Source organism: Brevibacillus daliensis, assembly GCF_021245735.1.
Lineage (GTDB): Bacteria > Bacillota > Bacilli > Brevibacillales > Brevibacillaceae > Brevibacillus_B > Brevibacillus_B daliensis.
In genome coordinates, this window is record NZ_JAJISB010000027.1 from 1 (window position 1) to 25,533 (window position 25,533).

The 25,533-nt window shown below is 40.5% G+C and carries 25 protein-coding genes, 1 other RNA gene and 1 other annotated feature; of the genes, 21 read left to right on the forward strand and 5 right to left on the reverse strand.

Annotation, left to right across the window (positions count from 1 at the left end):
* Positions 1-54 precede the first annotated feature (54 nt).
* The gene (locus tag LM917_RS17525; protein WP_232698955.1) at positions 55-1,095 is read right to left on the reverse strand and encodes a YaaC family protein; all 1,041 of its coding nucleotides are present in this window, start codon (positions 1,093-1,095) and stop codon (positions 55-57) included.
* A 175-nt stretch (positions 1,096-1,270) separates the two neighbouring features.
* Here LM917_RS17525 and guaB point away from each other — a divergent pair, with 175 nt between their 5' ends.
* The 11 genes from guaB (at position 1,271) to tadA (ending at position 13,532) form a co-directional block, all read left to right on the forward strand.
* A complete protein-coding gene (guaB, locus tag LM917_RS17530) occupies positions 1,271-2,731 on the forward strand; it encodes an IMP dehydrogenase (RefSeq protein ID WP_232698956.1) in 1,461 nt (486 codons plus the stop codon).
* Between the two features lie 344 nt (positions 2,732-3,075).
* Positions 3,076-4,374, forward strand: a complete 1,299-nt coding sequence (locus LM917_RS17535) for a D-alanyl-D-alanine carboxypeptidase family protein (protein ID WP_232698957.1) — start codon at positions 3,076-3,078, stop codon at positions 4,372-4,374.
* A 142-nt stretch (positions 4,375-4,516) separates the two neighbouring features.
* The gene (pdxS, locus tag LM917_RS17540) at positions 4,517-5,401 is read left to right on the forward strand and encodes a pyridoxal 5'-phosphate synthase lyase subunit PdxS (RefSeq protein WP_232698985.1); all 885 of its coding nucleotides are present in this window, start codon (positions 4,517-4,519) and stop codon (positions 5,399-5,401) included.
* Position 5,402: 1 nt separating this feature from the next.
* Positions 5,403-6,005 (forward strand): pyridoxal 5'-phosphate synthase glutaminase subunit PdxT, encoded by a 603-nt coding sequence (pdxT, locus tag LM917_RS17545; protein WP_232698958.1) that lies wholly within the window; start codon positions 5,403-5,405, stop codon positions 6,003-6,005.
* 143 nt (positions 6,006-6,148) lie between these two features.
* Positions 6,149-6,368, forward strand: a binding site (T-box leader).
* A gap of 55 nt (positions 6,369-6,423) precedes the next feature.
* Positions 6,424-7,707, forward strand: a complete 1,284-nt coding sequence (gene serS, locus LM917_RS17550; RefSeq protein ID WP_232698959.1) for a serine--tRNA ligase — start codon at positions 6,424-6,426, stop codon at positions 7,705-7,707.
* Between the two features lie 543 nt (positions 7,708-8,250).
* Entirely contained in the window at positions 8,251-9,774 is a 1,524-nt protein-coding gene (gene aceB / locus LM917_RS17555) for a malate synthase A (protein ID WP_232698986.1), read from the forward strand.
* Between the two features lie 19 nt (positions 9,775-9,793).
* Positions 9,794-11,074 carry an isocitrate lyase gene (gene aceA / locus LM917_RS17560; protein WP_232698960.1) on the forward strand — a complete coding sequence of 427 codons (1,281 nt, stop codon included), beginning with the start codon at positions 9,794-9,796 and terminating at the stop codon, positions 11,072-11,074.
* Between the two features lie 238 nt (positions 11,075-11,312).
* Positions 11,313-11,669 carry an STAS domain-containing protein gene (locus LM917_RS17565; protein ID WP_232698961.1) on the forward strand — a complete coding sequence of 119 codons (357 nt, stop codon included), beginning with the start codon at positions 11,313-11,315 and terminating at the stop codon, positions 11,667-11,669.
* Positions 11,666-12,166: an anti-sigma B factor RsbW gene (gene rsbW / locus LM917_RS17570; protein ID WP_232698962.1), complete on the forward strand. Its 501-nt coding sequence runs from the start codon at positions 11,666-11,668 to the stop codon at positions 12,164-12,166. Before LM917_RS17565 ends, rsbW begins: the two co-directional genes overlap by 4 nt.
* Positions 12,117-12,905, forward strand: a complete 789-nt coding sequence (locus LM917_RS17575) for a sigma-70 family RNA polymerase sigma factor (protein ID WP_232698963.1) — start codon at positions 12,117-12,119, stop codon at positions 12,903-12,905. Before rsbW ends, LM917_RS17575 begins: the two co-directional genes overlap by 50 nt.
* Positions 12,906-13,055: 150 nt before the next feature.
* On the forward strand, positions 13,056-13,532 hold the full coding sequence (gene tadA, locus LM917_RS17580) for a tRNA adenosine(34) deaminase TadA (RefSeq protein WP_232698965.1): 477 nt from the start codon (positions 13,056-13,058) through the stop codon (positions 13,530-13,532).
* Positions 13,533-13,676: 144 nt separating this feature from the next.
* On the opposite strand, the gene LM917_RS17585 is transcribed toward tadA, so the two are convergent.
* On the reverse strand, positions 13,677-13,964 hold the full coding sequence (locus LM917_RS17585; RefSeq protein ID WP_232698967.1) for a DUF4367 domain-containing protein: 288 nt from the start codon (positions 13,962-13,964) through the stop codon (positions 13,677-13,679).
* A gap of 348 nt (positions 13,965-14,312) precedes the next feature.
* Entirely contained in the window at positions 14,313-15,047 is a 735-nt protein-coding gene (locus tag LM917_RS17590; RefSeq protein ID WP_232698968.1) for a pseudouridine synthase, read from the reverse strand.
* A gap of 207 nt (positions 15,048-15,254) precedes the next feature.
* Between LM917_RS17590 and ffs the strand changes: the two genes are divergently transcribed.
* Together ffs and LM917_RS17600 are read left to right on the forward strand one after the other, a co-directional pair.
* Positions 15,255-15,521: signal recognition particle sRNA large type (gene ffs, locus LM917_RS17595), an RNA gene on the forward strand.
* Between the two features lie 207 nt (positions 15,522-15,728).
* The gene (locus LM917_RS17600; protein ID WP_232698988.1) at positions 15,729-17,153 is read left to right on the forward strand and encodes a PAS domain-containing sensor histidine kinase; all 1,425 of its coding nucleotides are present in this window, start codon (positions 15,729-15,731) and stop codon (positions 17,151-17,153) included.
* Here LM917_RS17600 and LM917_RS17605 read toward each other — a convergent pair.
* Positions 17,150-17,965 carry a DUF817 domain-containing protein gene (locus LM917_RS17605; protein ID WP_232698969.1) on the reverse strand — a complete coding sequence of 272 codons (816 nt, stop codon included), beginning with the start codon at positions 17,963-17,965 and terminating at the stop codon, positions 17,150-17,152. The two genes, LM917_RS17600 and LM917_RS17605, sit on opposite strands and share 4 nt — an antisense overlap.
* Positions 17,966-18,263: 298 nt before the next feature.
* On the opposite strand from LM917_RS17605, the gene dnaX reads away from it, so the two are divergent.
* The 6 genes from dnaX to LM917_RS17635 all read left to right on the forward strand — a co-directional run bounded on the left by dnaX (position 18,264) and on the right by LM917_RS17635 (position 23,084).
* The gene (dnaX, locus tag LM917_RS17610; RefSeq protein ID WP_232698970.1) at positions 18,264-19,991 is read left to right on the forward strand and encodes a DNA polymerase III subunit gamma/tau; all 1,728 of its coding nucleotides are present in this window, start codon (positions 18,264-18,266) and stop codon (positions 19,989-19,991) included.
* Positions 19,992-20,025: 34 nt separating this feature from the next.
* The gene (locus LM917_RS17615; protein ID WP_232698972.1) at positions 20,026-20,337 is read left to right on the forward strand and encodes a YbaB/EbfC family nucleoid-associated protein; all 312 of its coding nucleotides are present in this window, start codon (positions 20,026-20,028) and stop codon (positions 20,335-20,337) included.
* 40 nt (positions 20,338-20,377) lie between these two features.
* Positions 20,378-20,974: a recombination mediator RecR gene (gene recR / locus LM917_RS17620; RefSeq protein WP_232698974.1), complete on the forward strand. Its 597-nt coding sequence runs from the start codon at positions 20,378-20,380 to the stop codon at positions 20,972-20,974.
* Positions 20,975-21,575: 601 nt separating this feature from the next.
* A complete protein-coding gene (locus LM917_RS17625; RefSeq protein ID WP_232698976.1) occupies positions 21,576-22,547 on the forward strand; it encodes a CPBP family intramembrane glutamic endopeptidase in 972 nt (323 codons plus the stop codon).
* A gap of 18 nt (positions 22,548-22,565) precedes the next feature.
* Positions 22,566-22,802, forward strand: a complete 237-nt coding sequence (locus tag LM917_RS17630; RefSeq protein ID WP_232698978.1) for a DUF2508 family protein — start codon at positions 22,566-22,568, stop codon at positions 22,800-22,802.
* A 15-nt stretch (positions 22,803-22,817) separates the two neighbouring features.
* Complete coding sequence (locus tag LM917_RS17635) at positions 22,818-23,084, forward strand: pro-sigmaK processing inhibitor BofA family protein (RefSeq protein WP_232698980.1); 267 nt, start codon at positions 22,818-22,820, stop codon at positions 23,082-23,084.
* Positions 23,085-23,108: 24 nt separating this feature from the next.
* Here the strand turns inward: LM917_RS17635 and LM917_RS17640 are convergent, their stop codons facing one another.
* On the reverse strand, positions 23,109-23,678 hold the full coding sequence (locus LM917_RS17640; RefSeq protein WP_232698981.1) for a hypothetical protein: 570 nt from the start codon (positions 23,676-23,678) through the stop codon (positions 23,109-23,111).
* A gap of 130 nt (positions 23,679-23,808) precedes the next feature.
* Here LM917_RS17640 and LM917_RS17645 point away from each other — a divergent pair, with 130 nt between their 5' ends.
* Both LM917_RS17645 and LM917_RS17650 read left to right on the forward strand, forming a co-directional pair.
* Positions 23,809-24,639, forward strand: a complete 831-nt coding sequence (locus LM917_RS17645) for a hypothetical protein (protein ID WP_232698983.1) — start codon at positions 23,809-23,811, stop codon at positions 24,637-24,639.
* A 36-nt stretch (positions 24,640-24,675) separates the two neighbouring features.
* The gene (locus tag LM917_RS17650) at positions 24,676-24,858 is read left to right on the forward strand and encodes a sigma factor G inhibitor Gin (RefSeq protein WP_232698984.1); all 183 of its coding nucleotides are present in this window, start codon (positions 24,676-24,678) and stop codon (positions 24,856-24,858) included.
* Positions 24,859-25,533: the final 675 nt, after the last annotated feature.

Consider the following 25,533-nt stretch of genomic DNA (forward strand, 5'->3'; position numbering starts at 1 on the left):
CCAATTATGCTGATTCATTATCCAGTTTTCAGGGAATAAACGATAGAGACTCCCTCAGCTAAATGCTGAAGGAGTTTTTTTGGTATGTATATGTATTTTCATTAGCCTACTTATTTCAATGGGAAAAGTTACTTCATGAAGCTGACAATATTGATCTAGTAGGATTTTTTCCATGTACTGATGGGAGATAATCATATCACCCCACCACTCACTATCATATCGGCACAACATACTACATACATACAGAATCAAAAAATGAATGAGATGTGAGGGCAGAGGAACTGATTCCGTATGATTCCAAAAAAGAAGAGAGTTATGCATACCTTGATGAAGAAGAGGATGAGCTAAAACAGACTCTTTATTAGCACAACAGATTAACTTGTTTCGAGATCGTCCAGTAGCCATCAACGTAGAATCCGTAAGTGACGTTGAGTCAGGAGATGCCATATATAATGTAAATGGCTCTTGGTTAGCAGGCTGGATCCTATTTAAAAAATGGAGAAATGTTTCTGAGGAATAGGCTAATGCTCCTTTTGTATCAAAAGGAAACGATAATATGTATGGCCGAGTACCATGACAAGAAATTGGTACCCAGGAATTCTCGATTCCTAAGGTAAGTAAGGTTTGATACATAGTAGGTAAGGTGGTAAATAAATCAATCATGCGAAATCGATTCATTACCAGTAGATTGGGTAAAAGAGAGCATAAATAAGTGAAAAAGCCTTCTTTTTGAGGTTTTACATCATCCTCAAGAAATTGATAGGGGCTCTTTTTTATTTTTCGTGTAGTTACGCCATGTTGCAAAACTCTGCTGTTTGGTGGATAGGCGGGGTCCTTTGAGATGGCATATGCTTTTAATAAATGAACACACCCATAGAAAAGTAAGAGTGGTTTGACCAGCAAATTACTTTGTTCTGCTAGTTGATAATACTGCCTACCTTGTAGCCATGTATATAAAAAACGGTTACTTTGCTGAAATGCTGTTTTCTCAGGATGATCGACACCAGCGTCCTTGTAAATCGTGGAGAGGTAACGACGTGCTGTGGGTTCTGACTCAAGAAAAGAAAGCTGTCTCCAAATATCATCAGTGCTCATGAAATACCTCGTTTATTTCTGAATATTCGCTAAAAATCCAAATAACAATCAAAAATTTGAAGAAACATTTATATATTCTCCATTAGGAGCGAACAATATAACCATTCCTTGACATGAAATTGAGCCATTTGATACACTTGATAAAACATTTTCGGCTGAAAGGGGTCTTTTTACCGTGTGGGAAAACAAGTTTGCTAAGGAAGGGTTAACATTTGATGATGTTCTTTTAGTTCCGGCTCATTCAACTGTCCTTCCGAAAGACGTTAATGTATCCATAGAATTGAGCAGCAAAGTGAAACTAAACATACCTCTAATTAGTGCAGGTATGGATACAGTAACAGAGTCTGGACTTGCTATTGCTATGGCACGCCAAGGTGGAATTGGTGTAGTTCACAAAAATATGACGATTGAACAGCAAGCAGGCGAGGTAGATCGTGTTAAACGTTCTGAAAGTGGTGTTATCACGAATCCATTCTCACTTTCTGAAAACCACACTGTAGCAGATGCAGATGCCCTAATGGGTAAGTATCGTATTTCTGGTGTTCCTATCGTCAATGAAGAAAATAAACTGATCGGTATCCTTACAAATCGTGATCTTCGCTTTGTTCATGACTTCAGTATGTTAGTAAAAGAAGTAATGACAAAAGAGAATTTGGTAACTGCTCCTGTAGGAACTACACTACAACAAGCAGAACTAATTTTGCAGAAGCATAAGATTGAAAAACTGCCACTTGTTGATGAGAATTTTATCCTAAAGGGTCTTATCACCATTAAAGATATTGAAAAAGCAATTCAATATCCTCAAGCAGCAAAAGATGAGCAGGGACGTCTTTTATGTGGAGCGGCTGTTGGGGTAACAGGAGATACACTTGAACGTATTGAGGCATTAGTACAAGCAGGGGTAGATTTATTAGTTATTGATACTGCACATGGTCACTCTTTCGGGGTACTAGATACAGTTAAAAAAGTAAGAAGCTTGTATCCAGACTTAACGATTGTTGCGGGTAACGTAGCAACAGGTGAAGCTACCAAGGATTTGATTGAAGCTGGCGCATCTGTAGTAAAAGTAGGTATTGGTCCAGGTTCTATTTGTACAACACGTGTAGTAGCAGGTATTGGAGTACCGCAAATTACTGCTATCTATGATTGTGCAACAGTAGCACGTCAATATAATGTTCCTATCATCGCAGACGGTGGAATTAAATACTCTGGTGATATTAGTAAAGCAATTGGAGCAGGTGCTTCCGCTATCATGCTAGGAAGCTTGTTCGCAGGTACTGATGAATCACCGGGTGAATTTGAAATTTACCAAGGCCGCCGTTTCAAAGTTTATCGTGGAATGGGCTCCATTGGTGCAATGAAAGCGGGAAGTAAAGACCGTTACTTCCAGGATGATGCTAAAAAGCTTGTTCCTGAAGGTATTGAAGGTCGCGTAGCATATAAAGGACCTTTAGCAGACGTTGTTTATCAACTAGTTGGTGGCTTACGTGCTGGTATGGGTTACTGTGGATCTGCAACGATCTCTGATCTTCGAGACAAATCTACTTTTGTAAAAATTTCCGGTGCAGGTCTTCGTGAAAGCCACCCGCATGATGTTCAAATTACAAAAGAATCACCAAACTATTCTCTATCGTAATTAGATAGACAAGAGACAAGCCCTCAAAAAGACCCTCAAAGTAGGGTCTTTTTCACTTATCAGTATAAATAAACAATAGAGAGCACCAACCCGCTTACATACTACTAGACATTTCAGAGTAGAAAATTTTTCTTATGAGCAAATCTCTCTAAAAATTAGGTATCATTTCTTAGATTATTTAAAGAGAAACTAAGCCTTTTGTTACTGGTTTAATCTAACAGGAAAAACTTGCGAACAAATTGGCAGAACTCTTCAACGACTGGCTTTTTATGTGTTAGACTAGGAAATGTGCATTTCAAAAAAAAGAGTGAGATCTTGGTAAAAGTAAGGGAGTGATGCAAGAAATGTTGCGAAATTGGGCAGCAAGAATAAGCAAAATGTTTTTGGCTACGATGATTGGTTTACTATCCATCGTAGGGGGAGCAGGTCAAACGTGGGCTGCTGAGACAACAGCTAATCTTGATCTGAAAGTTAGTTCTGCATTTATGATCGAGGCTTCCACTGGTAAGGTTCTGTATAGTATTAATCCAGATACACCATTGCCACCAGCGAGCATGACAAAAATGATGACAGAGTATTTGGTAATGGAAGCCGTTAAAAATAACAAAATCAAATGGACCGACCAAGTACCTGTAAGTGAATTTGCATTTTACATTGCTAAAATGTCTGATTCCTCTGGTGTATATCTGAATATGGGAGAAACCCACACTGTAAAAGATTTGTATGAGGCAATGGCAATCGCTTCTGCAAATGATGCAACAGCATTACTAGCAGAGAGGGTTGGCGGATCTGAGACTAATTTCGTCTCTATGATGAATAAGAAAGCGCAAGAACTAGGAATGACAAATACCTATTTCGCTACTTCATCCGGATTGCCAGTCACCTCATTAGGTCAGTACGCGCCTGCAGCAGATACAAGTAAAGATACGGTTATGTCTGCTAGAGATGCTGCTATTTTGGCTCAACGTCTTATCACTGATTACCCGGAATCATTGGAGATCTCCAAGAAATCTCGTTATGTATTCCGAGAAGGTCAACCTAATGCTAGTAAATTAGCCAATAATAACTGGATGCTACCTGGGCTACCTAGTGAATACCAAGGTGTTGATGGTTTGAAAACAGGTTTTACTGATGAAGCACAATACTGCTTTACTGGTACAGCACAGCGTGATGGTATGCGTGTCATTACGGTTGTAATGGGTGCGGGAAGTAAGTTAAAGCGCTTTGAAGAAACGAAGAAGCTTATGAACTACGGGTTTAGTACCTTTAAACTAAAAGAAACATTAGGAAAAGGTGTACCTGTTCCTGGATTTGAAAATGCACCAGTGAAAAAAGGTGTTGAACTAGAAGTACCTGCTGTAACGAAAGAAACAGTAAACATTCTTACCAAAGTAGGCGAAGAAACAAAAGCAACGCCTAAAGTGGTGTATAACGATCTAACAGCACCTATCAAGAAAGGTGACGTTATTGGTAAAGTTTATTTTGAAACAGAAGGTAACAATGGAGCTTTGAAAAAAGATGGACAAGCAGAAGGAATCGATCTAGTAGCGGCTGAAGATGTAGAAGAAGGAAGCTGGATTCGTTTGTTCTTCAGAAGTATCGGTCAGTTTATTAGCGATTTATTCCATAGCATCATCGGCTAGAAATTACTTTATGTAAACGAAAAGCCCCCCTAAGTTCACAAAATGTACTGGATATGTTGTCTGTTTTTTAAATGTGGTTTACAATAAAAAAAACAGTATCCAGTTTTTCATTTTATGGAGCGACTAGGGGAGGCTTTTTTTGATGGTACAAGTGGGAACGGAACGTGTTAAACGAGGAATGGCAGAAATGCAAAAGGGCGGCGTCATTATGGACGTTGTGAATGCTGAACAGGCGAAGATTGCAGAAGCAGCAGGGGCTGTAGCGATTATGGCATTAGAGCGTGTCCCATCTGATATTAGAGCAGCAGGTGGAGTAGCACGTATGGCAGACCTAGGTATTGTAGAAGAAGTGTTAAATGCTGTAACTATTCCTGTAATGGCTAAAGCTCGTATCGGTCATATTGTTGAAGCGAGAGTCCTTGAATCAATGGGAGTAGATTATCTCGATGAGAGTGAAGTCCTTACTCCAGCGGATGACATGTATCATATAAATAAAAAAGAATTCACAGTTCCATTCGTATGTGGAGCACGTGATTTGGGAGAAGCATTGCGTCGAATTGGTGAGGGTGCTTCCATGATTCGTACCAAGGGTGAACCAGGAACGGGAAATATTGTTGAAGCTGTTCGCCATATGCGTACCATCCAAGCTCAAATGCGTAAGGTTCAAAGTATGTCTTATGATGAATTGATGGCAGAAGCAAAGAACTTGGGAGCTCCATATGAACTAATGGAATTTATCCATAAAAACGGAAAGCTGCCGGTAGTTAACTTTGCAGCAGGTGGGGTAGCAACGCCATCAGATGCCGCCTTGATGATGCAATTGGGAGCGGATGGAGTCTTTGTTGGATCAGGTATTTTTAAATCAGAAAATCCTGAAAAGTTCGCTCGTGCCATAGTGGAAGCAACAACACATTTTACTGATTATGAACTGATTGCTAAAGTATCAAAAGGTCTTGGTTCTGCCATGACTGGTATTGAAATATCAAGTCTGCCTCATGCAGAGCGGATGCAGGAGCGCGGTTTGTAAGATGAGTACATGGACGATAGGTGTTCTTTCCTTACAAGGAGCAGTAGAGGAACATCTCCGCAGGTTGGAGAGCGCTGGCGCTAAAGCAGTAGCGGTTAAAAAAGTGGAGCAGCTTGTTGAATTGGATGGAATTATACTTCCCGGGGGAGAGAGCACGACCATTAGTAAATTGATGCATAAATATGGGTTCATGGAAGCCATCTATCAATTTGCAATGGAGGAGAAACCCGTTTTTGGTACCTGCGCTGGTGCTATTTTGCTTGCCACACAAATTGAAGGCAGTGAACAAACTCATTTAGGTTTAATGGAAATGAAAGTGGAACGTAATGCTTTTGGCAGACAAAAAGAAAGTTTTGAAGTGAAAATTCCCATCGCAGGAGTTGCTACTGATTTTCCAGCTGTATTCATTCGAGCACCTTATATCATGCAAGTGAGTGATAAAGGAGAAATCCTTGCTAAACATGAGGATAGAATTGTAGCAGCCAGACAAGGCCATTTATTAGCTGCTTCTTTCCATCCAGAACTGACAGATGATGACCGATTACACCATTATTTTTTGCAAATGGTAAAAGAATATAAAACCAAACAAAAAGCATCCGTATAAGGGGTGCTTTTTCTGTGAAAAACGTCTCGACGTTTATCATAAAATTGGATGTGACCGCGTGCGGTCAAACAAAACGGTCATGACTGTTTTGTTTGCAATTAGAAACATCCTATAGTACATTATAAAAATAGGAAACACCCATAATGAATGCGTGGATGAGAAGTAGTAATCTGGTGAATACGGTTAAGAGAGTCGATGGCTGGTGTGAATCGATACGTGGCACAGATGAATCCATCTCAGAGTGGCAAGGGAGAAAACCTGCCCGGTATCGTACCGTTATCAACGATGAATGAAGAGGATAGATCGCCATGGGTAGCGATTTATCAATAAGGGTGGCAACGCGGAATCACATTCGTCCCTTGCAGTGGGATGGGTGTTTTTTTTATTGTAAAAATATCCGTATTGGAGGGATTGTAACATGTTAGATGTTAAATTGTTGCGTCAAGATCTAGAGGATGTAAGACGCCGATTGGAGAATCGCAATGAGGATATCTCCACTTTAGACCAATTTGTGGAAGTTGATGAGAAGCGCCGCCAATTGATTCGGGAAGGCGATTCATTAAAAAATAAAAGAAATACGGTATCCGAGCAAGTTGCAGTCTTGAAGCGAAACAAGGAAAATGCTGATCATCTGATCGCCGAGATGAAAGAGGTTAATGACCGTATTAAAGTTCTTGATGAAGAGTTGCGTCAACTGGATGAACAGTTGAACACAATCCTGATGGGACTGCCTAACCTTCCGCATGAAAGTACCCCTGTTGGTCTAACAGAAGATGATAACGTCTTACATCGTACATGGGGAGAAGCTCCAACGTTTACTTTTGAGCCGAAACCTCACTGGGAGGTAGCAGATGCTCTAGGCATTCTAGAGTTTGAGACTGCGTCCAAGGTAACAGGAAGCCGCTTTGTTTTTTATAAAGGGCTTGGAGCGCGTCTTGAACGTGCACTGTTTAGCTTTATGATGGATCTTCATTCCGATAAACATGGATATGAGGAAGTGTTGCCACCATATATGGTTAACCGTACAAGTATGACAGGAACTGGTCAGCTTCCTAAGTTTGAAGAGGATGCTTTTAAAGTAGAGGGCGTTGACTATTTCTTGATTCCTACAGCAGAAGTTCCTGTTACTAACATGCATCGCGATGAAATCTTGGATGCAAGTGTACTTCCTTTGTACTATACAGCATTTAGCGCATGTTTCCGTTCCGAAGCAGGTTCTGCCGGACGCGATACACGCGGTTTGATTCGTCAGCATCAGTTTAATAAAGTTGAACTTGTGAAATTCGTAAAACCGGAAGATTCCTATGATGAGTTGGAAAAACTGGTTAACAATGCAGAAACAGTATTACAATTACTAGGCTTGCCTTACCGCGTCATGAGCATGTGTACGGGAGATCTTGGATTCACTGCAGCTAAAAAGTATGACCTAGAAGTATGGTTAGCTAGCTATAGTACTTATCGTGAAATCTCTTCTTGCTCTAATTTTGAAGATTTCCAAGCTCGTCGTGCTAACATTCGTTTCCGTCGTGATGCAAAAAGTAAACCAGAGTTCGTTCATACATTAAACGGTTCTGGATTAGCGATTGGTCGTACGGTGGCAGCGATTTTAGAGAACTATCAACAAGATGATGGTTCAGTAGTAATTCCAGAAGTGCTTCGTCCATACATGGGTGGAATTGATCGTATTACATCTAAAAAATAAAAATGTGAAGCTGGTAGTCATTTTAGTGACTGCCAGTTTTTTTTATGGAGAAAAATAATTTTATTTCAAAATATTACAAATACTTGTTGTCAAATCGTAATTTACTGTTATACAATAAATCAAACAAATAACAATTGTTATAATACAGTATAAAAAGATCGAGGAGGAATTGAAATGGATTGTTATAAATGCAATGGAAACGGCGAAACGAAATGTCAGGAATGTATGGGAAAGGGTTTTACTGCTGAAGGTGATCATTGCCTCTCCTGTCATGGCAATGGCGATGTAAGTTGTCACAGCTGTAGCGGCTCAGGTGCTATTGAATAACCCAGTTAATATGTATCTCCCTTTCTTCAATCGATCATAAGTCGAATGAAGTTTTTTTAAGGGAATACTGTACTATAATACATTATTATTTTTTAATATGTATCATAACAGAAAGGTCGTGATGAGTTGAGTAAAATAACACCTGAAACAAACATTTTACCAGTAGGGGTAGAGATTAAAGCCCCGATTTCCCAGATATATCAACAGATTTTAACAATGGAGGCTATTACATTTTTACAAGAATTGCATCACCACTTTGAACAAAGAAGACTGCAACTGTTACAGCAGCGGATTGAAAAACAAGCAATGATCGATCGGGGAATTATGCCACACTTCCTGGAAGAGACCAAGGAGATTAGAGAGAAGGAATGGACGATTCGACCTGTACCTGCCGATTTGATGGATAGACGGGTAGAAATAACGGGTCCAGCATCTGATAGAAAGATGGTTATCAATGCACTTAATTCTGGGGCGAAAGCCTTTATGGCAGACTTTGAAGATGCAAATGCACCAACCTGGGCTAACTCAATAGAGGGTCAGATTCATATGCGGGATGCCGTTGCTCGAACGATTACATTTGAAAGCCCTGAAGGAAAAAAATATCAGTTAAACGATAAAGTAGCTACTCTGATCGTACGGCCACGAGGATGGCATTTGGTTGAAAAGCATATTCTCATAGATGGACAGCCGATGTCTGGAAGCCTGGTCGACTTTGGACTCTATTTTTTCCATAATGCTCAAAATCTTATGGAGAATGGCAGCGGTCCTTACTTTTACTTACCTAAATTGGAGAGCCATCTGGAAGCTAGATTATGGAATGATATCTTCCTTTACTCTCAGGAACGATTGGAAATTGAACGGGGTACGATTAAAGCAACGGTTTTGATCGAAACGATTTTAGCCAGTTTTGAAATGCACGAAATTCTATATGAACTTCGTGAACACAGCGCTGGACTCAATTGTGGCCGGTGGGATTACATCTTTTCATATATCAAAAAATTCAGAAATAATCAGGGGTTCATTTTACCCGACCGTTCACAGGTAACAATGACAGTACCTTTCATGAAGGCATATACGCAGTTAACTGTTCAGACTTGCCATAAACGGGGCGCACATGCAATTGGGGGAATGGCTGCACAAATTCCGGTGCGAAATGATCCAGAGGCGAACGAGCAGGCGTTACAAAAGATAAGAGTAGATAAAGAACGTGAAGCGATGAATGGTCATGATGGTACGTGGGTTGCCCATCCAGGACTAGTGCCAACAGCTATGCAGGTTTTTGATGAGATTATGCCTTCTCCTAACCAGCTGCACCGAACACGAAGCGATGTACATGTAATGGCAGCTGATTTGTTGGAAGTGCCTCATGGGGCCATTACGGAAGAAGGAGTTCGGACAAATATCCGAGTTTCCATTCTCTATTTAGAAGCATGGCTAAGAGGATATGGAGCAGTACCCATCCATAATTTGATGGAGGATGCAGCTACAGCTGAAATCTCCAGAGCCCAAATCTGGCAATGGATTCGTCATCCAGAGGGTGCCTTGGAGGATGGCCGTAAAATTACATGGGAAATGATCCAACAGATGATAGAAGAGGAAAAAAAGATTATTCAACAAGAAGTGAGTGAAGAGAAATATCAGTCAGGAAAATATGAAGAAGCAATAGAGATCTTTACCAAGGTTGTTCAGGAAGATGAGTTCGAATCGTTCTTAACGATCCCTGCTTATTCCTATATCTAATACAAGGAGTGGAGAAAAGATGAAGAGAGAAGACCAGGCAAAACAATTGGAGCAAAGCTGGAAAGAGGAAAGATGGGCATCGATCACCCGTCCCTATACGGCAGAAGATGTAGTACGTTTAAGAGGATCTGTTCAGATCGATCATACCCTGGCAACATTAGGAGCAGAACGCTTATGGAATCTGCTTCATACAGAGGACTATATTCATTCACTTGGTGCATTAACAGGTAATCAGGCTATTCAACAAGTAAAAGCAGGTCTGAAGGCTATTTACCTTAGCGGGTGGCAGGTAGCTGCCGATGCCAATTTGGCAGGACAGATGTACCCCGATCAGAGTTTGTATCCGGCTAACAGTGTGCCACAGGTTGTAAAACGGATTAACCAGGCATTACAACGTGCTGACCAAATTGCTCATTCAGAGGGTGATGAGGATACGTATTGGTTTGCTCCTATTGTAGCGGATGCAGAAGCTGGATTTGGAGGACCTCTTAATGTTTTTGAACTAATGAAGTCAATGATAGAAGCGGGTGCAGCCGGTGTCCACTTTGAAGATCAACTAGCTTCTGAGAAAAAATGTGGACATATGGGTGGAAAAGTATTGATTCCAACGCAAGCAGCAGTAAAAAATCTGATTGCTGCTCGTTTTGCCGCAGATGTATTAGGTGTACCAACTCTGATTGTGGCTAGAACAGATGCAAATGGTGCATTCCTGATCACAAGTGATGTTGATGATCGGGATAAGGACTTCCTCACAGGCGAACGGACGTCAGAAGGTTTTTATCGAATGAAGGGTGGGCTAGAAGCTGCGATTGCACGTGGTCTTGCCTACGCAGAGTATGCTGACTTGGTTTGGTGCGAGACTTCTGAGCCTAATCTGGAAGAAGCACAACGTTTTGCAGATGCCATTCATGCCAAATATCCAGGTAAATTGTTAGCTTATAACTGTTCCCCATCCTTTAATTGGAAAAAGAAATTGGATGACGAAACCATCGCCAATTTCCAACGTGAGTTAGGCAAAATGGGTTATAAGTATCAGTTCGTTACTCTTGCTGGCTTCCATGCGTTGAACTATGGAATGTTTGAGTTGGCACACGGCTACCGTGATAGAGGAATGGCTGCTTACTCTGAACTACAACAAGCAGAGTTTGCCAGTGAGTATAAGGGATATACAGCAACAAGGCATCAGCGTGAGGTAGGAACGGGATACTTTGATGAAGTAGCACAAGTTATTTCTGAGGGAACCTCTTCTACGACTGCATTATCTGGATCTACAGAGGAAGAACAATTCACCCATTCATAATATCGAATACAGTAATCTCACATGTAAAAAGAGCAGTTCCCAAGTCGGAACTGCTCTTTTGGGTTGCCTCTGTGGCGCATTAGGATCTACAGGATTATTGGCAGTTTGTAAATCAATGGTGGTTTCTTCTTTTTATCAATGCTGACTGAGACCTAAAATCCTTAAATAGCATGATTCACGTAAAAAAAGTGTGGTTAAATAGAGAAAGATTGTATTTAATGCAGAGGTGATTATGAGAATGAATCCAACTAATGTGTTTGAAGTAACACAGCTGGAAACTGACACAGGAACAATTGTATACCTGCAAGGACAACTAGATTTATCAATGTCTCCCTATTTCCGTTCCGTTATGGAGCCGCTAGCTGCACAACAAGATAAAAAGTTAACTTTAAATCTACGAGATCTCAAATATATTGATAGTACAGGGATTGGAATCATTATCTCTTTATTAAAGCTGCGTAATGAGCTAGGTACAACGCTATTTGTAGAAGAAATTTCGCCAAAAACGCAACGACTATTCGATATGATTGGTATTACGGAGTTTTTAAGACATGAAGAAGATTCTCGTGTAGAACAGACAGGAGGAACAGCATGATAGCTCATAATAAGCCTGTGCGCATGACAATTCCAGCTCATGCTGACTATATCGATGTAGTTCGACTATCTTTATATGGAATCGCTACACGAATGGGTTATTCTTTTGAAGATATTGAAGATATGAAAGTTGCAGTTTCAGAAGCTTGCAATAACGTTATTGTCCATGCTTATAAAGGACATGATGATGCATATATTGACGTGGTTTTTCAAACAAGCCCACAAGCCCTAAGTATTAGAATTAAAGACTTTGGTGAAAGCTTTGACTTCAAAAGAGCTGCAGAACGTGCTGAGTCGTTACATGGAAAAGAGGTAACAGAGCTTAAAGCAGGCGGTTTAGGTATCTATATGATGCAAGCACTCATGGATGAAGTGGAAGTAATAAACGAGAATGGTACAGAGGTAGTTCTGACCAAATGGCTTGGTGGAAGTTTAGGAGGGAACACGCATGCAGCACAATCAAACGTTAGCATCCTCTCCCGGTATAGCAGTGGATGATCTCGAAAAAATTCGCAGATATCAGGAGACTAACTGCCAGGAATTAGCTACGGAATTGTTGATAAAATATGAATCCATGATAAAAATGGCAGCAAAAAAGATCTCCCGCAACTGTCGAGATTTTTACGAAGATTTGTATCAGATTGGTCAAATGTCACTTCTACGTTCTTTGCAGCAGTTTGATCCTACGCTTGGTTTTGCATTTGAACCATATGCGATGAAAAGTTTAATTGGTCATATGAAAAATTATTTACGTGATAAATCATGGTATGTCCAAGTACCACGGCGTATTAAAGAAAAAGGTGCCAGAATTCAACAAGTTATTGATGAATTAACAATAAAACTGGAACGTTCTCCGGATGTCAATGAAATAGCAGAAAAAATGGAAATGTCTGTAGAAGAAGCTATCGAGGTATTAGCGGGTCGTGAGTACTATCAACTCACCTCTCTTGATGCGCCTTTAAGTACGGATGAAGGCGGATCAACTATTGGTGATTTAGTGAGTATATCCGGTGATGACTATGGGGTTCTAGAAAATCAACTTGATTTACAGGAAGCCATTCAATATTTAAAAGAAGAAGAGCAAAAAGTAATTTATTCAGCATACATAGAAGGTCTCTCACAACGGGCTATTGCTAATTTTTTGGGGATATCCCAAATGAGTGTATGCCGAATTCAGAAGCGAGCCGTCTCAAAGCTACGAGATATATTAACTTCTGGTCAAGCAACGAGAAGGTGACAATGGACACGTTATGTGAAATAGCGTGTTTTTTTTGTTCCATTAGAGAAATCTTTGGAAATAAGCTCTGATAGCTCCAATTGCTAGGTCGAAAGAGGAACGTTATACTGAGAGGATACAGAGTTGGGCGGAAAGTAGTGAAGACCTATCATGATGAATGAAGAAAAACATGATTACTATATGCAACAGGCAATTGAAGAGGCAAAAAAAGCAGAACAGCTAGGAGAGGTTCCAATTGGTGCCGTCGTTGTTCGAAATGGTGAAATTGTAGGCAGGGGTCATAATTTGCGTGAAACACAAAAAGATCCTACTCTGCACGCGGAAATGATCGCAATTCGAGAGGCAAGCAAAAACCTGGGGGGTTGGCGTTTAGTCGGATGTACCTTATACGTTACATTGGAACCATGTCCGATGTGTGCTGGTGCAATCGTTCAGAGTCGTGTGGAGGGTGTCTATTTTGGAGCAATCGATCCAAAAGCGGGCTGTACAGGCACGTTGATGAATCTATGTGAAGAACCGAGATTTAATCATCAGGTACCCGTGTTTGCTGGCATATTAGAAGATGAATGTAAGGAATTACTGAAGAATTTTTTCCGTCAGTTACGCAAAAAAAAGAAGGAAAGCTAACGATTTTTATTAAAATTTAGAGGAAAATGGATAGAGTTATCAGAGGACATCTGAAGAATCTCTATCCATTTCTTTTGTTTATTTATTCTCTACTAGCATGAAACGGTTCAGACATTAAAATCAACATAAAATCTTGGAGGTCTGCTATTTCAAAGATTCGGCAAAACGTATCATCTGATTTTTTGATAACTTCGAACTGTCCATTTCAATATAAGTACCATTATTGACCCATCGTAATATCCCGCCTTTATCTTTAGTAGCCCATGCTTCAAATCGTGCTTTTATACCATTAAATGTAATCAGCTCACCATTTTCGCTAGGTTTGAAATATTCTTCTATAACGTTTTTTCGGGTGGAGTTATTTTTTACATCAATGATGATTTCTTCCCTGCTAATCTTGTAGCCCACAGCTTTATGTTGTTCAATACCCACAACATAATTTCCGTTATTGTCAAAGTAATGCAACGTGACCAACGTTATTGGATTTTTAAGGTCAAGGGGGTATGGTTGTTTAACTTCAACCTTCCACTTGTTATCTTTCGGAAGGAAAAGTCTGAAGTCTGCTTGTTTCCTAATCTCGTGTAGAATTGGATTATCTTCAACATAATTTACGAAAAGAGCCAAAAAAGATGAGCAACACAAAGAGGGGTTAACACTTTGCGTTACTCATCAATTATAAAATGTGTAACATTGTATTCAATTGTTTATCGCTATTGGTAGTAGTGGACTTCCAATATCTTTCATTTTACAGAGTAGATTCCTTCTTTTTTCGTTCTCATTCTATGCGTCAGGTGCGTCGCTTCCATTACGCAAAGCAAGTAATTCTTCTTCCGTCAGTTCTCGATAGTCGCCCAGCTCCAGGGAATCATCGAGTAACAAGCTGCCCATACGCAGTCGCTTTAAATACATAACGCGTAAACCAAATGCAGCAAACATGCGTTTTACCTGATGAAATTTACCTTCCATGATTGTTACATGTATCTCAGATGTATCGCCTGATTCCAGAATTTCTAATTTTGCAGGTAAGGTAACATATTCATCATCAAGCGTTACACCTTGAGAAAATGCAGCCACATGCTCTTCTGTAACTCGACCGTCAATTCGAGCATAGTATTCTTTGTCCACTTTTTTCTTTGGAGAAAGTAAACTGTGGGAAAGCTGCCCATCGTTGGTAAGTAATAAAAGTCCTTCTGTGTCGATATCTAATCTTCCCACTGGATGTACTTTATGGGCCCATTCTTCAGGAAGCAAATCCACTACAGTTTCATGGAAAGAATCCTCAGTTGCTGAAATAACGCCATCTGGCTTATTAAGCATAACGTAAATCCAACGTTTAAATAGAAGAGGTTTACCATCTATTTCAATTACTTGCTGTTCAGGAATAACATGCATGCCAGGGTCAGTAGCAAGTTTACCATCTACTGTAACTAGTCGTTGTTTAATAAGTTGCTTTACTTCTTTACGAGTACCTTTGCCCATATTAGCAAGTACTTTGTCTAATCGTTCACGTTTCATCTCTTAGCCTCACTTTAGTTCTGACACTTTCTTTTAATATTGGCTTATCTGCAAGGGAAAATCAAGAATTCGGCATGACAGATATAAGAAGTAACGGTAATACCTGCTTTTTCCTCTTCTGGTGCTGTTTATAACTTGCTTAACATAATTACGCTATGGTATGCTAAGTGAGCAAAAGGTTCACCAATAATTTTGTTATAAATTTTGCCGTGCTAGATGGGGAGGTTGCGGTGCCCTGTAACCTGCAATCCGCAGTAGCAGGATTGAATTCCTGTCAGAGGTCATTCTCATGTGAGGCCTGCCTTATGTAGCTGGTGTTGAGGATTTGGTCCTATGCAACGCGAACCCATGAACCTGGTCAGGTCCGGAAGGAAGCAGCCATAAGTGGGACCTTGTGTGTGCCGTAGGGTAGCCTGGTCTGAGCTAATTGCATGAGTAACGCTTGGATGAGGTGCATCGATGGCAGGTGCACGGCATCTATACATATGCTAAGAAACGTCACTGATTTGGTGGCGTTTTTTGTTGTCCGATGACGATGATTAGCGAAAATTTTGCGAGTAAAATATTTCCATATTTGAAGGGTAAAAACAATAAACCGACGAATTCTATAAACAGTCCAAAATAAAGCGGTATCAGGAACGCGAAAAGCTATAGATAAGGGAGTGGCGTCGGTTGGAGAAAATGATTCAAAAACAATATTGCTTCACTTTCTCGAGACTGAAGCAATACTTGAAGCAGATCCGTCATGCCATTTGTATTATCAATAAAGATGGTAGGATTATGGAAGGAAACGATGTATTTTTACAAGTTACTGGATTTACCTATAAAAAATTGATTGGACAACCTTTTCAATTCGTAATCCCCACCTACAGGACGATTCAACAACTTTACTCCGATCTTTACGATCAAGCTAATAATAATCAAGACACTCCTGATGAAATTTTCTATCTGGACACAATGGGTCATAGGAGAAAAACCAATGTCATGGTTAGCCAGCATGATTCCGAAACAGGCCCCGTTTTCCTCATTCATTTCTTTGATTTAATCAAGGACTCTGCGCTATCCCTCTCACAAAGAATGGCACAACAGCTTACCTCACAAATCAATTTAGGAGTTGTCGTCCTAGACTTGCAAGCAAATCTAGTAGATATTAGCGATAAGGCATGTGAGATCTTAGGTATGGAGAGTCAAGACATTCTAAATCATCATGTTAACGAGATTTTTGACGGAATATCAGAAGAACATCGATTAATTCAACCAGAACTACTGGAAGGAATAAAGTTTCAAAACAGAGCGATGTCTTGGACGAATAGCAAGCAACGCTATGACTTGCTGGTTGACTCCAATACGCTTCTTAATGAGCAAGGAAAAATAGTTGGTGCTTATGTCATGTTTAAAGATGTGACCAATATGCGTTCATTCGAACAAAAAATTGAACGCAGTGATCGTCTTGCAATGATTGGTCAAATTGCGGCTGGGACTGCGCACGAGATACGTAATCCTTTAACTTCTATCAAAGGATTCCTGCAAATGTTCCAACAGTCATTTATTGAAAAGGGAATGGAACGTGAGCGAACCTACACGGAAATCATGCTCACTGAGATTAATAGAATCAATTCACTTGTCAGTGAATTTTTATTGCTTAGTAAACCTAGAGAAACTCAGTATCAATTAGTAGAACTAGATACACTGTTTGAGGAAATCATGCCGATTGTAAAAGGTGAGGCTTTGCTGCATGGGATCGATGTTAACCAGCAGTTAACTACTCATTTACCCATCGTTGTTGGAGATACTGAGCTATTAAAACAGGTATTTTTAAATATTTGTAAAAACGGTATTGAAGCGATGGGGGATGAAGGAGCTCTTACGATAACGTACAATTATGAAGGAAATAATAAAATTTGTATTAATATTCAAGATAATGGACCTGGAATCCCTGGCTATATCATGGATAAAATCTTTGATCCCTTTTTTACCACAAAAGATGATGGAACAGGACTCGGTTTATCCGTATGTCAAAAAATTATCCATGATATAGGTGGCCAGATTCGTGTATCCTCCAAAGGATACGGGTCTACATTTCATATCATTCTATCTCATATTTAATCTTGGACAAAAGTAGGGTGTTTCTCCGCTGAAGAGGAGAGATGCCCTTTTACATGTTTTAGCTGTGCCACAATAATAAAGCTGACGATAATTAATAAAAACCAGGAGGAGATCTTGCTAATGTGTACAAGCTCCCATCCATTAGACTGATTAGGATACTGCCAGGCTCCTAATAAGGTAGCAATATTCTCAGCAATCCAAATGAAAAATCCAATCAAGAAATAAGAGAGGGTAAGTGGCATGTAAAAGCGTTTATCAAGAAGCGTGAAATAGACTTTTGTTTTCCAAAATATGATAAATAAAATTGCCATTAAGAACCAACGAACATCAATCCAGAAATGGTGCCAAAAGAAATTAAAGTAGATACTGGCTCCTAATGTTATCGTCAAAAAAGAAAGAGGCCAATTAGTCAGAGACAAATGAAGTCTCCTCCAAGCCTGACAAATATAACTAGCTACACTTGCGTACATAAATCCACTATAGAGTGGAACACCAGCGATCATCGTATACGCCTCTTCAGGATAGCTCCAGGAACCCATATGTACCTTAAAAATTTCAAGAGCGAGACCAATAAGATGAAACACACAGATGACAAGAATCTCTTGTCTGGACTCCAGCCTAAAATAGATCATAAGCCCCTGGATTATCAAGCAGCCTATCAGGAGGAAATCATAGCGAGGTAACCCTGGTATAGAAATGATCTGTGAAAGGGCAAGTAGGATAAATATACCTACAGGAAACAGACAAGACATGGCTTGATGGTACGTAAAAGAAACGAATAGACGAATATACTGAGAGATTGAGGGAGACATAATTTTCCTCCATATTTTAGGTGATAACAATAGTGAGAACAGCATAACAAAAGAAAGATGATTATGACAATGAAAGGAAGATGTAAAATGGATAACAAGTAACTGCTTTGGTAAAAAGCGAGCGATTATAGTATAATAGTCGAGATGATCACGTAGTAAGATTAACTACTACGGAAGGATATTTGGAAGCCGCAAAGTTTTCCTTTATTGGTGTTTTATACATATTGGAAATAGCGCTTCGAAGCGTATTCATTCGTATTCGTAATACAGTATAAAAACAGGTGGGGAGTGAGAAAGGATGGCTTATACAGCGCTATATCGGGTCTATCGACCACAAACGTTTGGCGATGTGGTCGGACAATCACATGTGACAACGACCTTACAGAACGCCCTGCGCGAGGGTCGTCTTTCACACGCTTACCTGTTTAATGGACCGAGGGGTACAGGGAAGACCAGTGCTGCCAAAATTATGGCAAAAGCGGTCAACTGCACGAATTCCCAGGATGGCGAGCCATGTAATGAGTGTGTAGCATGTACAGCGATTACAGAAGGATCGATCACTGATATTTTAGAGATAGATGCTGCTTCTAACCGTGGGGTAGAAGAAATAAGAGATATTCGAGACAAGGTCAAATTTGCGCCTAGTGAAGTAACATATAAAGTGTACATTATCGACGAGGTGCATATGTTGACGACAGAAGCGTTTAACGCTCTGTTAAAAACCTTGGAAGAACCTCCAGCTCACGTCTTGTTTATTCTGGCAACAACAGAGCCACATAAGTTACCTGCTACCATTATTTCTAGGTGTCAGCGGTTTGACTTTCATCGTATTGCACTAACTGAGATGGTGAATCGTCTGAAGCAGATTTGTCAGGCGCAAGGTATTGAGGCTGAGCAACAAGCCCTTCAATTGGTAGCTAAGCTAGCAGAGGGTGGTATGCGCGACGCTCTTAGCTTGTTAGATCAAGCGATTAGCTACAGCGGAACAAGTGTAACTGCTTCTGATATCCTCAACATCACAGGCTCCGTGTCACAGGCATATTTTTCGACCCTAGGAAGAATGATTGCTGACAAGAACGTGGCTGGTGTAATGGAAGAACTGGAACGCGTAATGGCTGAGGGGAAAGACCCTGAGCATTTCCTGCAAGACCTGTTGTTCTACTTCCGGGATATGCTTCTTTTCAAAACAGCACCAAAGCTGGAAGAGATTATGGAGCGTACTTTGATTGATGATCAATTTGCGGAGGTAGCTGGCTTATACAGCATGTCTACTCTTTATGAGATTATTGAACAACTGAATCAAGCCATGACACAATTGAAGTGGTCCACCTACTCACGAGTGCTGGTCGAAATGACATTGGTACGCCTCTGTCATCTTTCTACCCAACAAATAAGTGAACGAGAGACGAACTCTACTGCCGTATCTAATCAGGATCATGCTGCTTCTGAGCTTGATAACAGCGCTCTTTTGAATCGAGTCCATGCGCTTGAACAGAAGCTGGCGCAAATCCTGAATGGTCAAATTACGATAGAAGGAACATCCAGTGGTGAAGTGCCTAAGCAACGTGAAGTTCGTCGTGCAACTCCTGTAAGTGGCGGCGGTTCCAAAACCTCCATGACCAGAGTGAAGGAAGCCATTCGTAACGAATCGGATGCGTTGACCCAAAAAGTACGTGGTTCATGGAGCCAGGTTCTGAGTGAAATCAGAAAGGTACATTATAAGTACCATGCCTGGGTGGTGAGCGGTCAACCAGTGTTGGCTAGTGAGGAAGCAGTTATCTTAACCTTTAAAGGTGCGATTCACTGTGAAAAGACAATGGAGCCAGAACTCAGGAGCATCGTGGAAAAGGCGTTGCTAACCGTTTGTGGAAGACCGTTACAACTTTTCTCGATTACGGAAGAGGAATGGGAGAATGTGAAAGGTGAACGCACCGAATCAGGTGAACAACCCGAACAGGAAGAAGACCCTTTTCTCGCAGAAGCATTCCGAGTGGCAGGGGAAAGATTGGTTGAAATAAAAGAATAATTCCATCTGAAAAGATTATAAGGAGGATATCAATATGAAAAACATGCAACAAATGATGAAACAAGTGAAGAAAATGCAAGAGGATATGGCAAAAGCTCAAGAGGCTTTGAAAGAAAAAGTAGTTGAAGGTACAGCAGGTGGTGGCGCTGTCGTAGTGAAAGCGAACGGACATAAGCAAATTATCGATATCACAATCAAAGAAGAAGTAGTTGATCCTGAGGATATCGAAATGCTGCAAGACCTAGTACTTGCTGCTACTAACGATGCGTTGAAAAATGTAGATGAATTAGTTGGAAAAGAAATGGGACGTTTTACAGGTGGAATGAACATTCCAGGTTTGTTCTAAATTCCTGAGTAAACTCCTCCCATAAAAGGAGTAGATCGAGTTGTTTTATCCAGAGCCCGTTTCAAAGTTAATTGAAGGATTTATGAAATTGCCGGGCATTGGACCCAAGACAGCTAGTCGTTTAGCGTTTCATGTATTAAGCATGAAAGAGGACGATGTACTTGATTTGGCAAAAGCACTCGTAAATGCCAAACGACAATTACATTACTGCTCGGTTTGTAACAATATAACTGATCTTGATCCTTGTCAGATCTGTCGTGACAAGAGCCGTGACGGATCAATTATCTGTGTCGTGCAAGAACCAAAAGATTTGGTAGCAATGGAAAGAACACGTGAATTCAGCGGGTATTACCATGTGCTGCACGGTGCGATATCTCCTATGGATGGAATTGGGCCGGAAGATATTCACATTCCAGGTTTGTTAAAACGACTGGGAGATGAACAGGTAAAGGAATTAATTCTCGCTACGAATCCTAATATTGAGGGAGAGGCAACAGCCATGTATATCTCCAGATTGGTAAAGCCTACCGGAATCCGTGTTACTCGTATTGCTCACGGACTGCCAGTTGGTGGAGATCTGGAATATGCAGATGAAGTAACCTTGACCAAAGCGTTAGAAGGACGTCGGGAATTATAGATGAGAAGGGTGCATGAGAGATCATGCACCTTTTTTGACTGTTGGAAAGTATTTTTACTACTGTAGTGGGCATGCAGAAGATGCACATTTTTTGTCTGTGAACTCGTTAAGGTCCTGCAAGGGAGCTATGACTGTCCGCTACTGGACAAAAAATGTGCTTCTTCTGCTAACGGCTATAGAGGAAAGACAGAATCAAAACCAAAAGCATGAAAAAACCAGATTCTTCTTTTCACACAGAGCGTCTTGGCGAAGCCCGACCCAGCGGAGCATTATTCATCAGGATAAAGAAGCGAAACGAGAGCAACTTACAGTAAAGACATCGTTTTGAGCCTCCCTGATGAATAGTGCGGAGCGGACAGTTCAACCCCTTGAGGGGCGAAGACTCTTAGCGAAGGGTGAAAAGAGAATCTGGTTTGCTCCACGAAAGTTGGATAAAGACGATCTTTTTACCTGTATCAGAAAGTATAAACGTTATAACCTGATACGCATAAAAAACATCCGCTAAAGAAGGACTAGCTTCTTTGAAAGGACTTCGATAGAAGTTTTTCTTAGTGCTTTTTTGGTGGGACAGGGCATATCCATGTAGTAGGGGTGTGAAAGAATGCAAATACATGTAAATTGGATGTCTAAATTAAGGTCTTATAAATGGGCAAGCTTATTAGCGTTTTTGTATTTTTTATTCATCGCCACAGAGCTATCATCAACTCGCATTATGGTGAGTGAGAATGGAATGTACAAGATCGTTATGCTTCAAGAAGTAACATATATCTCGATGATTTTAATCTGGTTAAATATTCTTATTTCTGTTCTAGGTGGCTTCGTGTTTTTCATTACTTCTTGGTTAGATTGGCGTAAAAAAAGGTTCTATCCTTATATGCAAACCTCTGTATCAAAACAGGATCTCCTGTATGCCATTGCCTGGATGCATCTTTTTAATATTTTTAACCTACTTATTTTTGGACTAGACATTCTTCCATACCCGTTATTCCCCGCTGGCAGTGTTGGTGGAATTATTGAATCTGCTTCCTTGCAACTCTTTATGTTTACCTTCTGCTTGATATGGTATTGGGGAAGATGGCAAGCAATTGGTTTTGTAAAACCAGTTGAAGCATGGAGAGTCATATCTACGACTTTGGTATTATATCTGTTTATTCTTGTTGCTCTTAATTATGTGATAGCACCACTAGCAGGCTTGCTCCAATTATCATTGGACTCAGAGAGAGAGCAAGGTATCACCAATGAAATTTTGTCAGCGAAACAGCATAGTATGACAGCAGTGGTATTATCCTTTTTCATAACGGGAGTATTCGTACCAATTGCAGAGGAAATGATGTTTCGAGGTGTGATTCAGACTAGACTTGTCCGAGTGTGGGGAGCTTTTTGGGGAATTATTCTTACAAGCATCTGGTTTGCCATTATCCATGTTGATCTGGTTCTTTTCCTACCTTTACTGACGATCGGGCTTGCACTAGGATATATGAGGCATCGATTTCAGTCGATATGGGCACCCATTATCCTGCACTGTATCAACAATCTGGTTAGTGTCGCCAATTCTTATCAATTATTCATGTAAAGAGTAAGGAGGCATACCGTGAATTTTTTTAAGAAAAAACAGCCCCAGCTAGCTTCCCAAATTGGACAGGGAGAGACGTTGCTAAAAGATGTGGAGCAAGCGTTACACACTTGGCAGAATGCACAAAGATTCACAGACCTTTCAGTAAGAAAAGAAGAAGTGGATCATGCTATTTTTTATCTACAAGTAACGGAAAAGAGATACACCTATCTCTTGGGCAAAGTACGTAAGAGAAGAATAAAAAAGGAAGCGTAAGGGGAGAACTTCCACATGTCCATGGAGTTGATGATATTCGGATTTATTCTTTTCGTTTTGTTAGCCGTTTCTCTCAGCAATGCAGGTTTTAAACCATTACGATTAATAGGTAATCTTGCTTTGCAATTTGTCATCGGAGCCATTCTACTTTATTTCGGTAATTTCTTTGCGGAGATGGCAGGGATTTCTTTGCCTATTAATCCTGTTACAGCTGGTATCGTAGGTTTTTTACGCATTCCTGGATTGCTTGCGCTAGTAGGAATTAAGCTGTTCATGTTTTAGTATGACGTAATACTGCCTATTTCTTTATCCATCCGTTAACAGGAAAGCAATGCTTGTCTTTTCATATTTGACATGAGCTTTATGGGGATAACGAAATGAGATAGCTACACTTACTAATCTGGGTAGCAGGCTGACGAATGTTGCTGCACTTAAACAGACCGCATAAGAAAGTGGAAGCCATGCTGATAAACCAAGAGAGATGAGTAGACTACCTAAGCACGTAACCATCTCAGCCTGACGGAAAAAAGAGAGCGATACAGGTGTGATACTGGAAGCTCCCCACCATGATGACAAAAAACTGCTCCAAGACATGCGGATACGGGCTTGAACAATCCATCCATGGACACGGTACAGCACCAAATGAAAGAAAGGAACTACAAGGATTACGACAGAAGCGATTAAATCAACCAGCGAAAGATTGAATTGATGAAATAGAAAGGCGATGAGCCCTATTAGCAATATGATCTGGACGAGATACCCGATACCTCCCCACTTAAAGCGATATAACAGTCTGTAACTATATATGGTTTGATCTTTTATCATGCTATGTCCCTCAATCTTACTTTTCTTTTCTTTTCTTCTATCTAACTCCATTATCTGTACCCTTTTCAAGTGAATTTCATGAAAACAGGAAGAATAGCCTATCCCATTCACTTTGTGATGGGTTTTTATTTTTGAGGAAAAGATATAGCGTAATGGAGTAAAGGAAGGAATGTAAAAGCTGATGGGACATAAATCAAAGTGGAATGCAGCCCTCGATTTTGATAGAGCTTATGAGGATGTCATCCATCTTTCAGTCTGGGAAGAGCAGAAGAAAGCAATAATAGGGATCAAAGCTTCCGATAGTGGTGATGAATGGAATGAAACAGAACATGAAATAACGAGAAAGGTACGGCAATCTCTAGCTGAAAAAGGGGTAATTTCATACATCTGTTCATGGGAAGCAGCAGAGTTGATTCGATCTACTTCACAGGCATTTCTCAACCTTAAATCAAGATTTTATTATGAACTGGCAGAGCATTGTGAGCGCGCACAGATTCCAATAGAAACAATTATTAAGGCAATAGGTATGGATCTGCGTATAGGGCAAGAGTGGCTTTTTCCAGCGTTGTATGACATGACTACCAAGGAAATAGAGAAAAAATGGTTTCGGAAATGGTTTCGGTTATTGAAAACTGAAAAAGAAATCAGGAAAATTGCTATTTGGGGTGCAGTTCCTTGGCTAAGCGAAGAAATAAGTCGGCAAGCGGATCAAACAGAGATTGTTTTTTATCAAGTGGGATTACAATCTGAGAATATGTGCCCTGGTAATTGGGAGATAAGCGATGACGCTCTGGATGCTGCAAAAGATGCCGATTTGTTAATTATCTGTAGAAATGATGAGGAGATCAAAACAATTTCTCTCGACAAGTTACAAGGCATTTTAGCCCAAGTGAACATTCTGGACCTGGTTGCTTCGTTTCCATGGCAGGAGATGAAAGATTCAGGATTTATTTATGTAACGCCTGGTCAAAATACGAACATTTGGAATGGATCGGATTATAATGGGATATAATGGGTGGTAAGCTATGGGCGAAGGTAGGTGTCCTAGATGGAAAAACACTCCCACTGCTGCATTATTTGTAACGAAGAACGGTCGATCGGAATCGCCATATGCAATCAGTTCATCTGCGATGGCTGCGAACAGGAAATGGTGAAGACAGATGCGCAAGATGAACGTTATCCGTATTACATTAAACAGTTGAAACGAATTTGGCTAAAGAAAAATGCATAATGGATCGTACGATCAAAGAGGCATGCCACGGGCAACGCCTCTTTTTTTGACAGATAAAAAATTCTTATCTGCATAAGTGCAACTAAGGTTTTATCTGCGCCAATTTTTCTAATTTGAAGCATTCCTTATAACTTTAGTGGGCAGGCAGAAGAAGCACATTTTTTGTCTGCAAACTCGTTAAGGTCCAGCGAGGAAGAGCGGACTGTCCGCTACTGGGCAAAGAGTGCGGAAAGTGCAAAACGGTGTGATGCTACGCAGAGTCTCATGGGTTGCACTTTTTAATCCGCCCTCTTTGTCCAGTATCTGGGTAGGACCTTAAATAGTTCTGGACAAAAAATGTGCTTCTTCTGCAAACGGCTTCAGTGGAAAAACAAGAATAATCACAACAGCATGAAAAACCAGCTTCTCTTTTCACACAGAGCGTCTTGGCGAAGCCCGACCTAGCGGAGCACTAGTCATCGGGAAAGAGAAGCGAAACCCAGCAAGTCTTACAGTGAATACATCGTTTTGAGCTTCCCCGATGAATAGTGCGGAGCGGACAGTCTAACCCCATACAGGGCGAAGCCCTTTTGCGAAGGGTGAAAAGAGAAGCTGGTTTTCTCCACTATAGTAGGAAGAAAACAGTTATTTTTTAAGCCCTTTTCAATAGAAGCTTTTCTCATGAACCGTGTTAAC

What these genes read in the sequence shown, in the direction of transcription:
- LM917_RS17525 (WP_232698955.1), bottom strand. Translation starts at nt 1,095, where the DNA reads ATGAGCACTGATGATATTTGGAGACAGCTTTCTTTTCTTGAGTCAGAA.
- LM917_RS17535 (WP_232698957.1), top strand. Translation starts at nt 3,076, where the DNA reads ATGTTGCGAAATTGGGCAGCAAGAATAAGCAAAATGTTTTTGGCTACG.
- pdxS (WP_232698985.1), top strand. Translation starts at nt 4,517, where the DNA reads ATGGTACAAGTGGGAACGGAACGTGTTAAACGAGGAATGGCAGAAATG.
- pdxT (WP_232698958.1), top strand. Translation starts at nt 5,403, where the DNA reads ATGAGTACATGGACGATAGGTGTTCTTTCCTTACAAGGAGCAGTAGAG.
- serS (WP_232698959.1), top strand. Translation starts at nt 6,424, where the DNA reads ATGTTAGATGTTAAATTGTTGCGTCAAGATCTAGAGGATGTAAGACGC.
- aceB (WP_232698986.1), top strand. Translation starts at nt 8,251, where the DNA reads ATGGAGGCTATTACATTTTTACAAGAATTGCATCACCACTTTGAACAA.
- aceA (WP_232698960.1), top strand. Translation starts at nt 9,794, where the DNA reads ATGAAGAGAGAAGACCAGGCAAAACAATTGGAGCAAAGCTGGAAAGAG.
- LM917_RS17565 (WP_232698961.1), top strand. Translation starts at nt 11,313, where the DNA reads ATGAATCCAACTAATGTGTTTGAAGTAACACAGCTGGAAACTGACACA.
- rsbW (WP_232698962.1), top strand. Translation starts at nt 11,666, where the DNA reads ATGATAGCTCATAATAAGCCTGTGCGCATGACAATTCCAGCTCATGCT.
- LM917_RS17575 (WP_232698963.1), top strand. Translation starts at nt 12,117, where the DNA reads ATGCAGCACAATCAAACGTTAGCATCCTCTCCCGGTATAGCAGTGGAT.
- tadA (WP_232698965.1), top strand. Translation starts at nt 13,056, where the DNA reads ATGATGAATGAAGAAAAACATGATTACTATATGCAACAGGCAATTGAA.
- LM917_RS17590 (WP_232698968.1), bottom strand. Translation starts at nt 15,047, where the DNA reads ATGAAACGTGAACGATTAGACAAAGTACTTGCTAATATGGGCAAAGGT.
- LM917_RS17600 (WP_232698988.1), top strand. Translation starts at nt 15,729, where the DNA reads ATGATTCAAAAACAATATTGCTTCACTTTCTCGAGACTGAAGCAATAC.
- LM917_RS17605 (WP_232698969.1), bottom strand. Translation starts at nt 17,965, where the DNA reads ATGTCTCCCTCAATCTCTCAGTATATTCGTCTATTCGTTTCTTTTACG.
- dnaX (WP_232698970.1), top strand. Translation starts at nt 18,264, where the DNA reads ATGGCTTATACAGCGCTATATCGGGTCTATCGACCACAAACGTTTGGC.
- LM917_RS17615 (WP_232698972.1), top strand. Translation starts at nt 20,026, where the DNA reads ATGAAAAACATGCAACAAATGATGAAACAAGTGAAGAAAATGCAAGAG.
- LM917_RS17625 (WP_232698976.1), top strand. Translation starts at nt 21,576, where the DNA reads ATGCAAATACATGTAAATTGGATGTCTAAATTAAGGTCTTATAAATGG.
- LM917_RS17635 (WP_232698980.1), top strand. Translation starts at nt 22,818, where the DNA reads ATGTCCATGGAGTTGATGATATTCGGATTTATTCTTTTCGTTTTGTTA.
- LM917_RS17640 (WP_232698981.1), bottom strand. Translation starts at nt 23,678, where the DNA reads ATGGAGTTAGATAGAAGAAAAGAAAAGAAAAGTAAGATTGAGGGACAT.
- LM917_RS17645 (WP_232698983.1), top strand. Translation starts at nt 23,809, where the DNA reads ATGGGACATAAATCAAAGTGGAATGCAGCCCTCGATTTTGATAGAGCT.
- LM917_RS17650 (WP_232698984.1), top strand. Translation starts at nt 24,676, where the DNA reads ATGGAAAAACACTCCCACTGCTGCATTATTTGTAACGAAGAACGGTCG.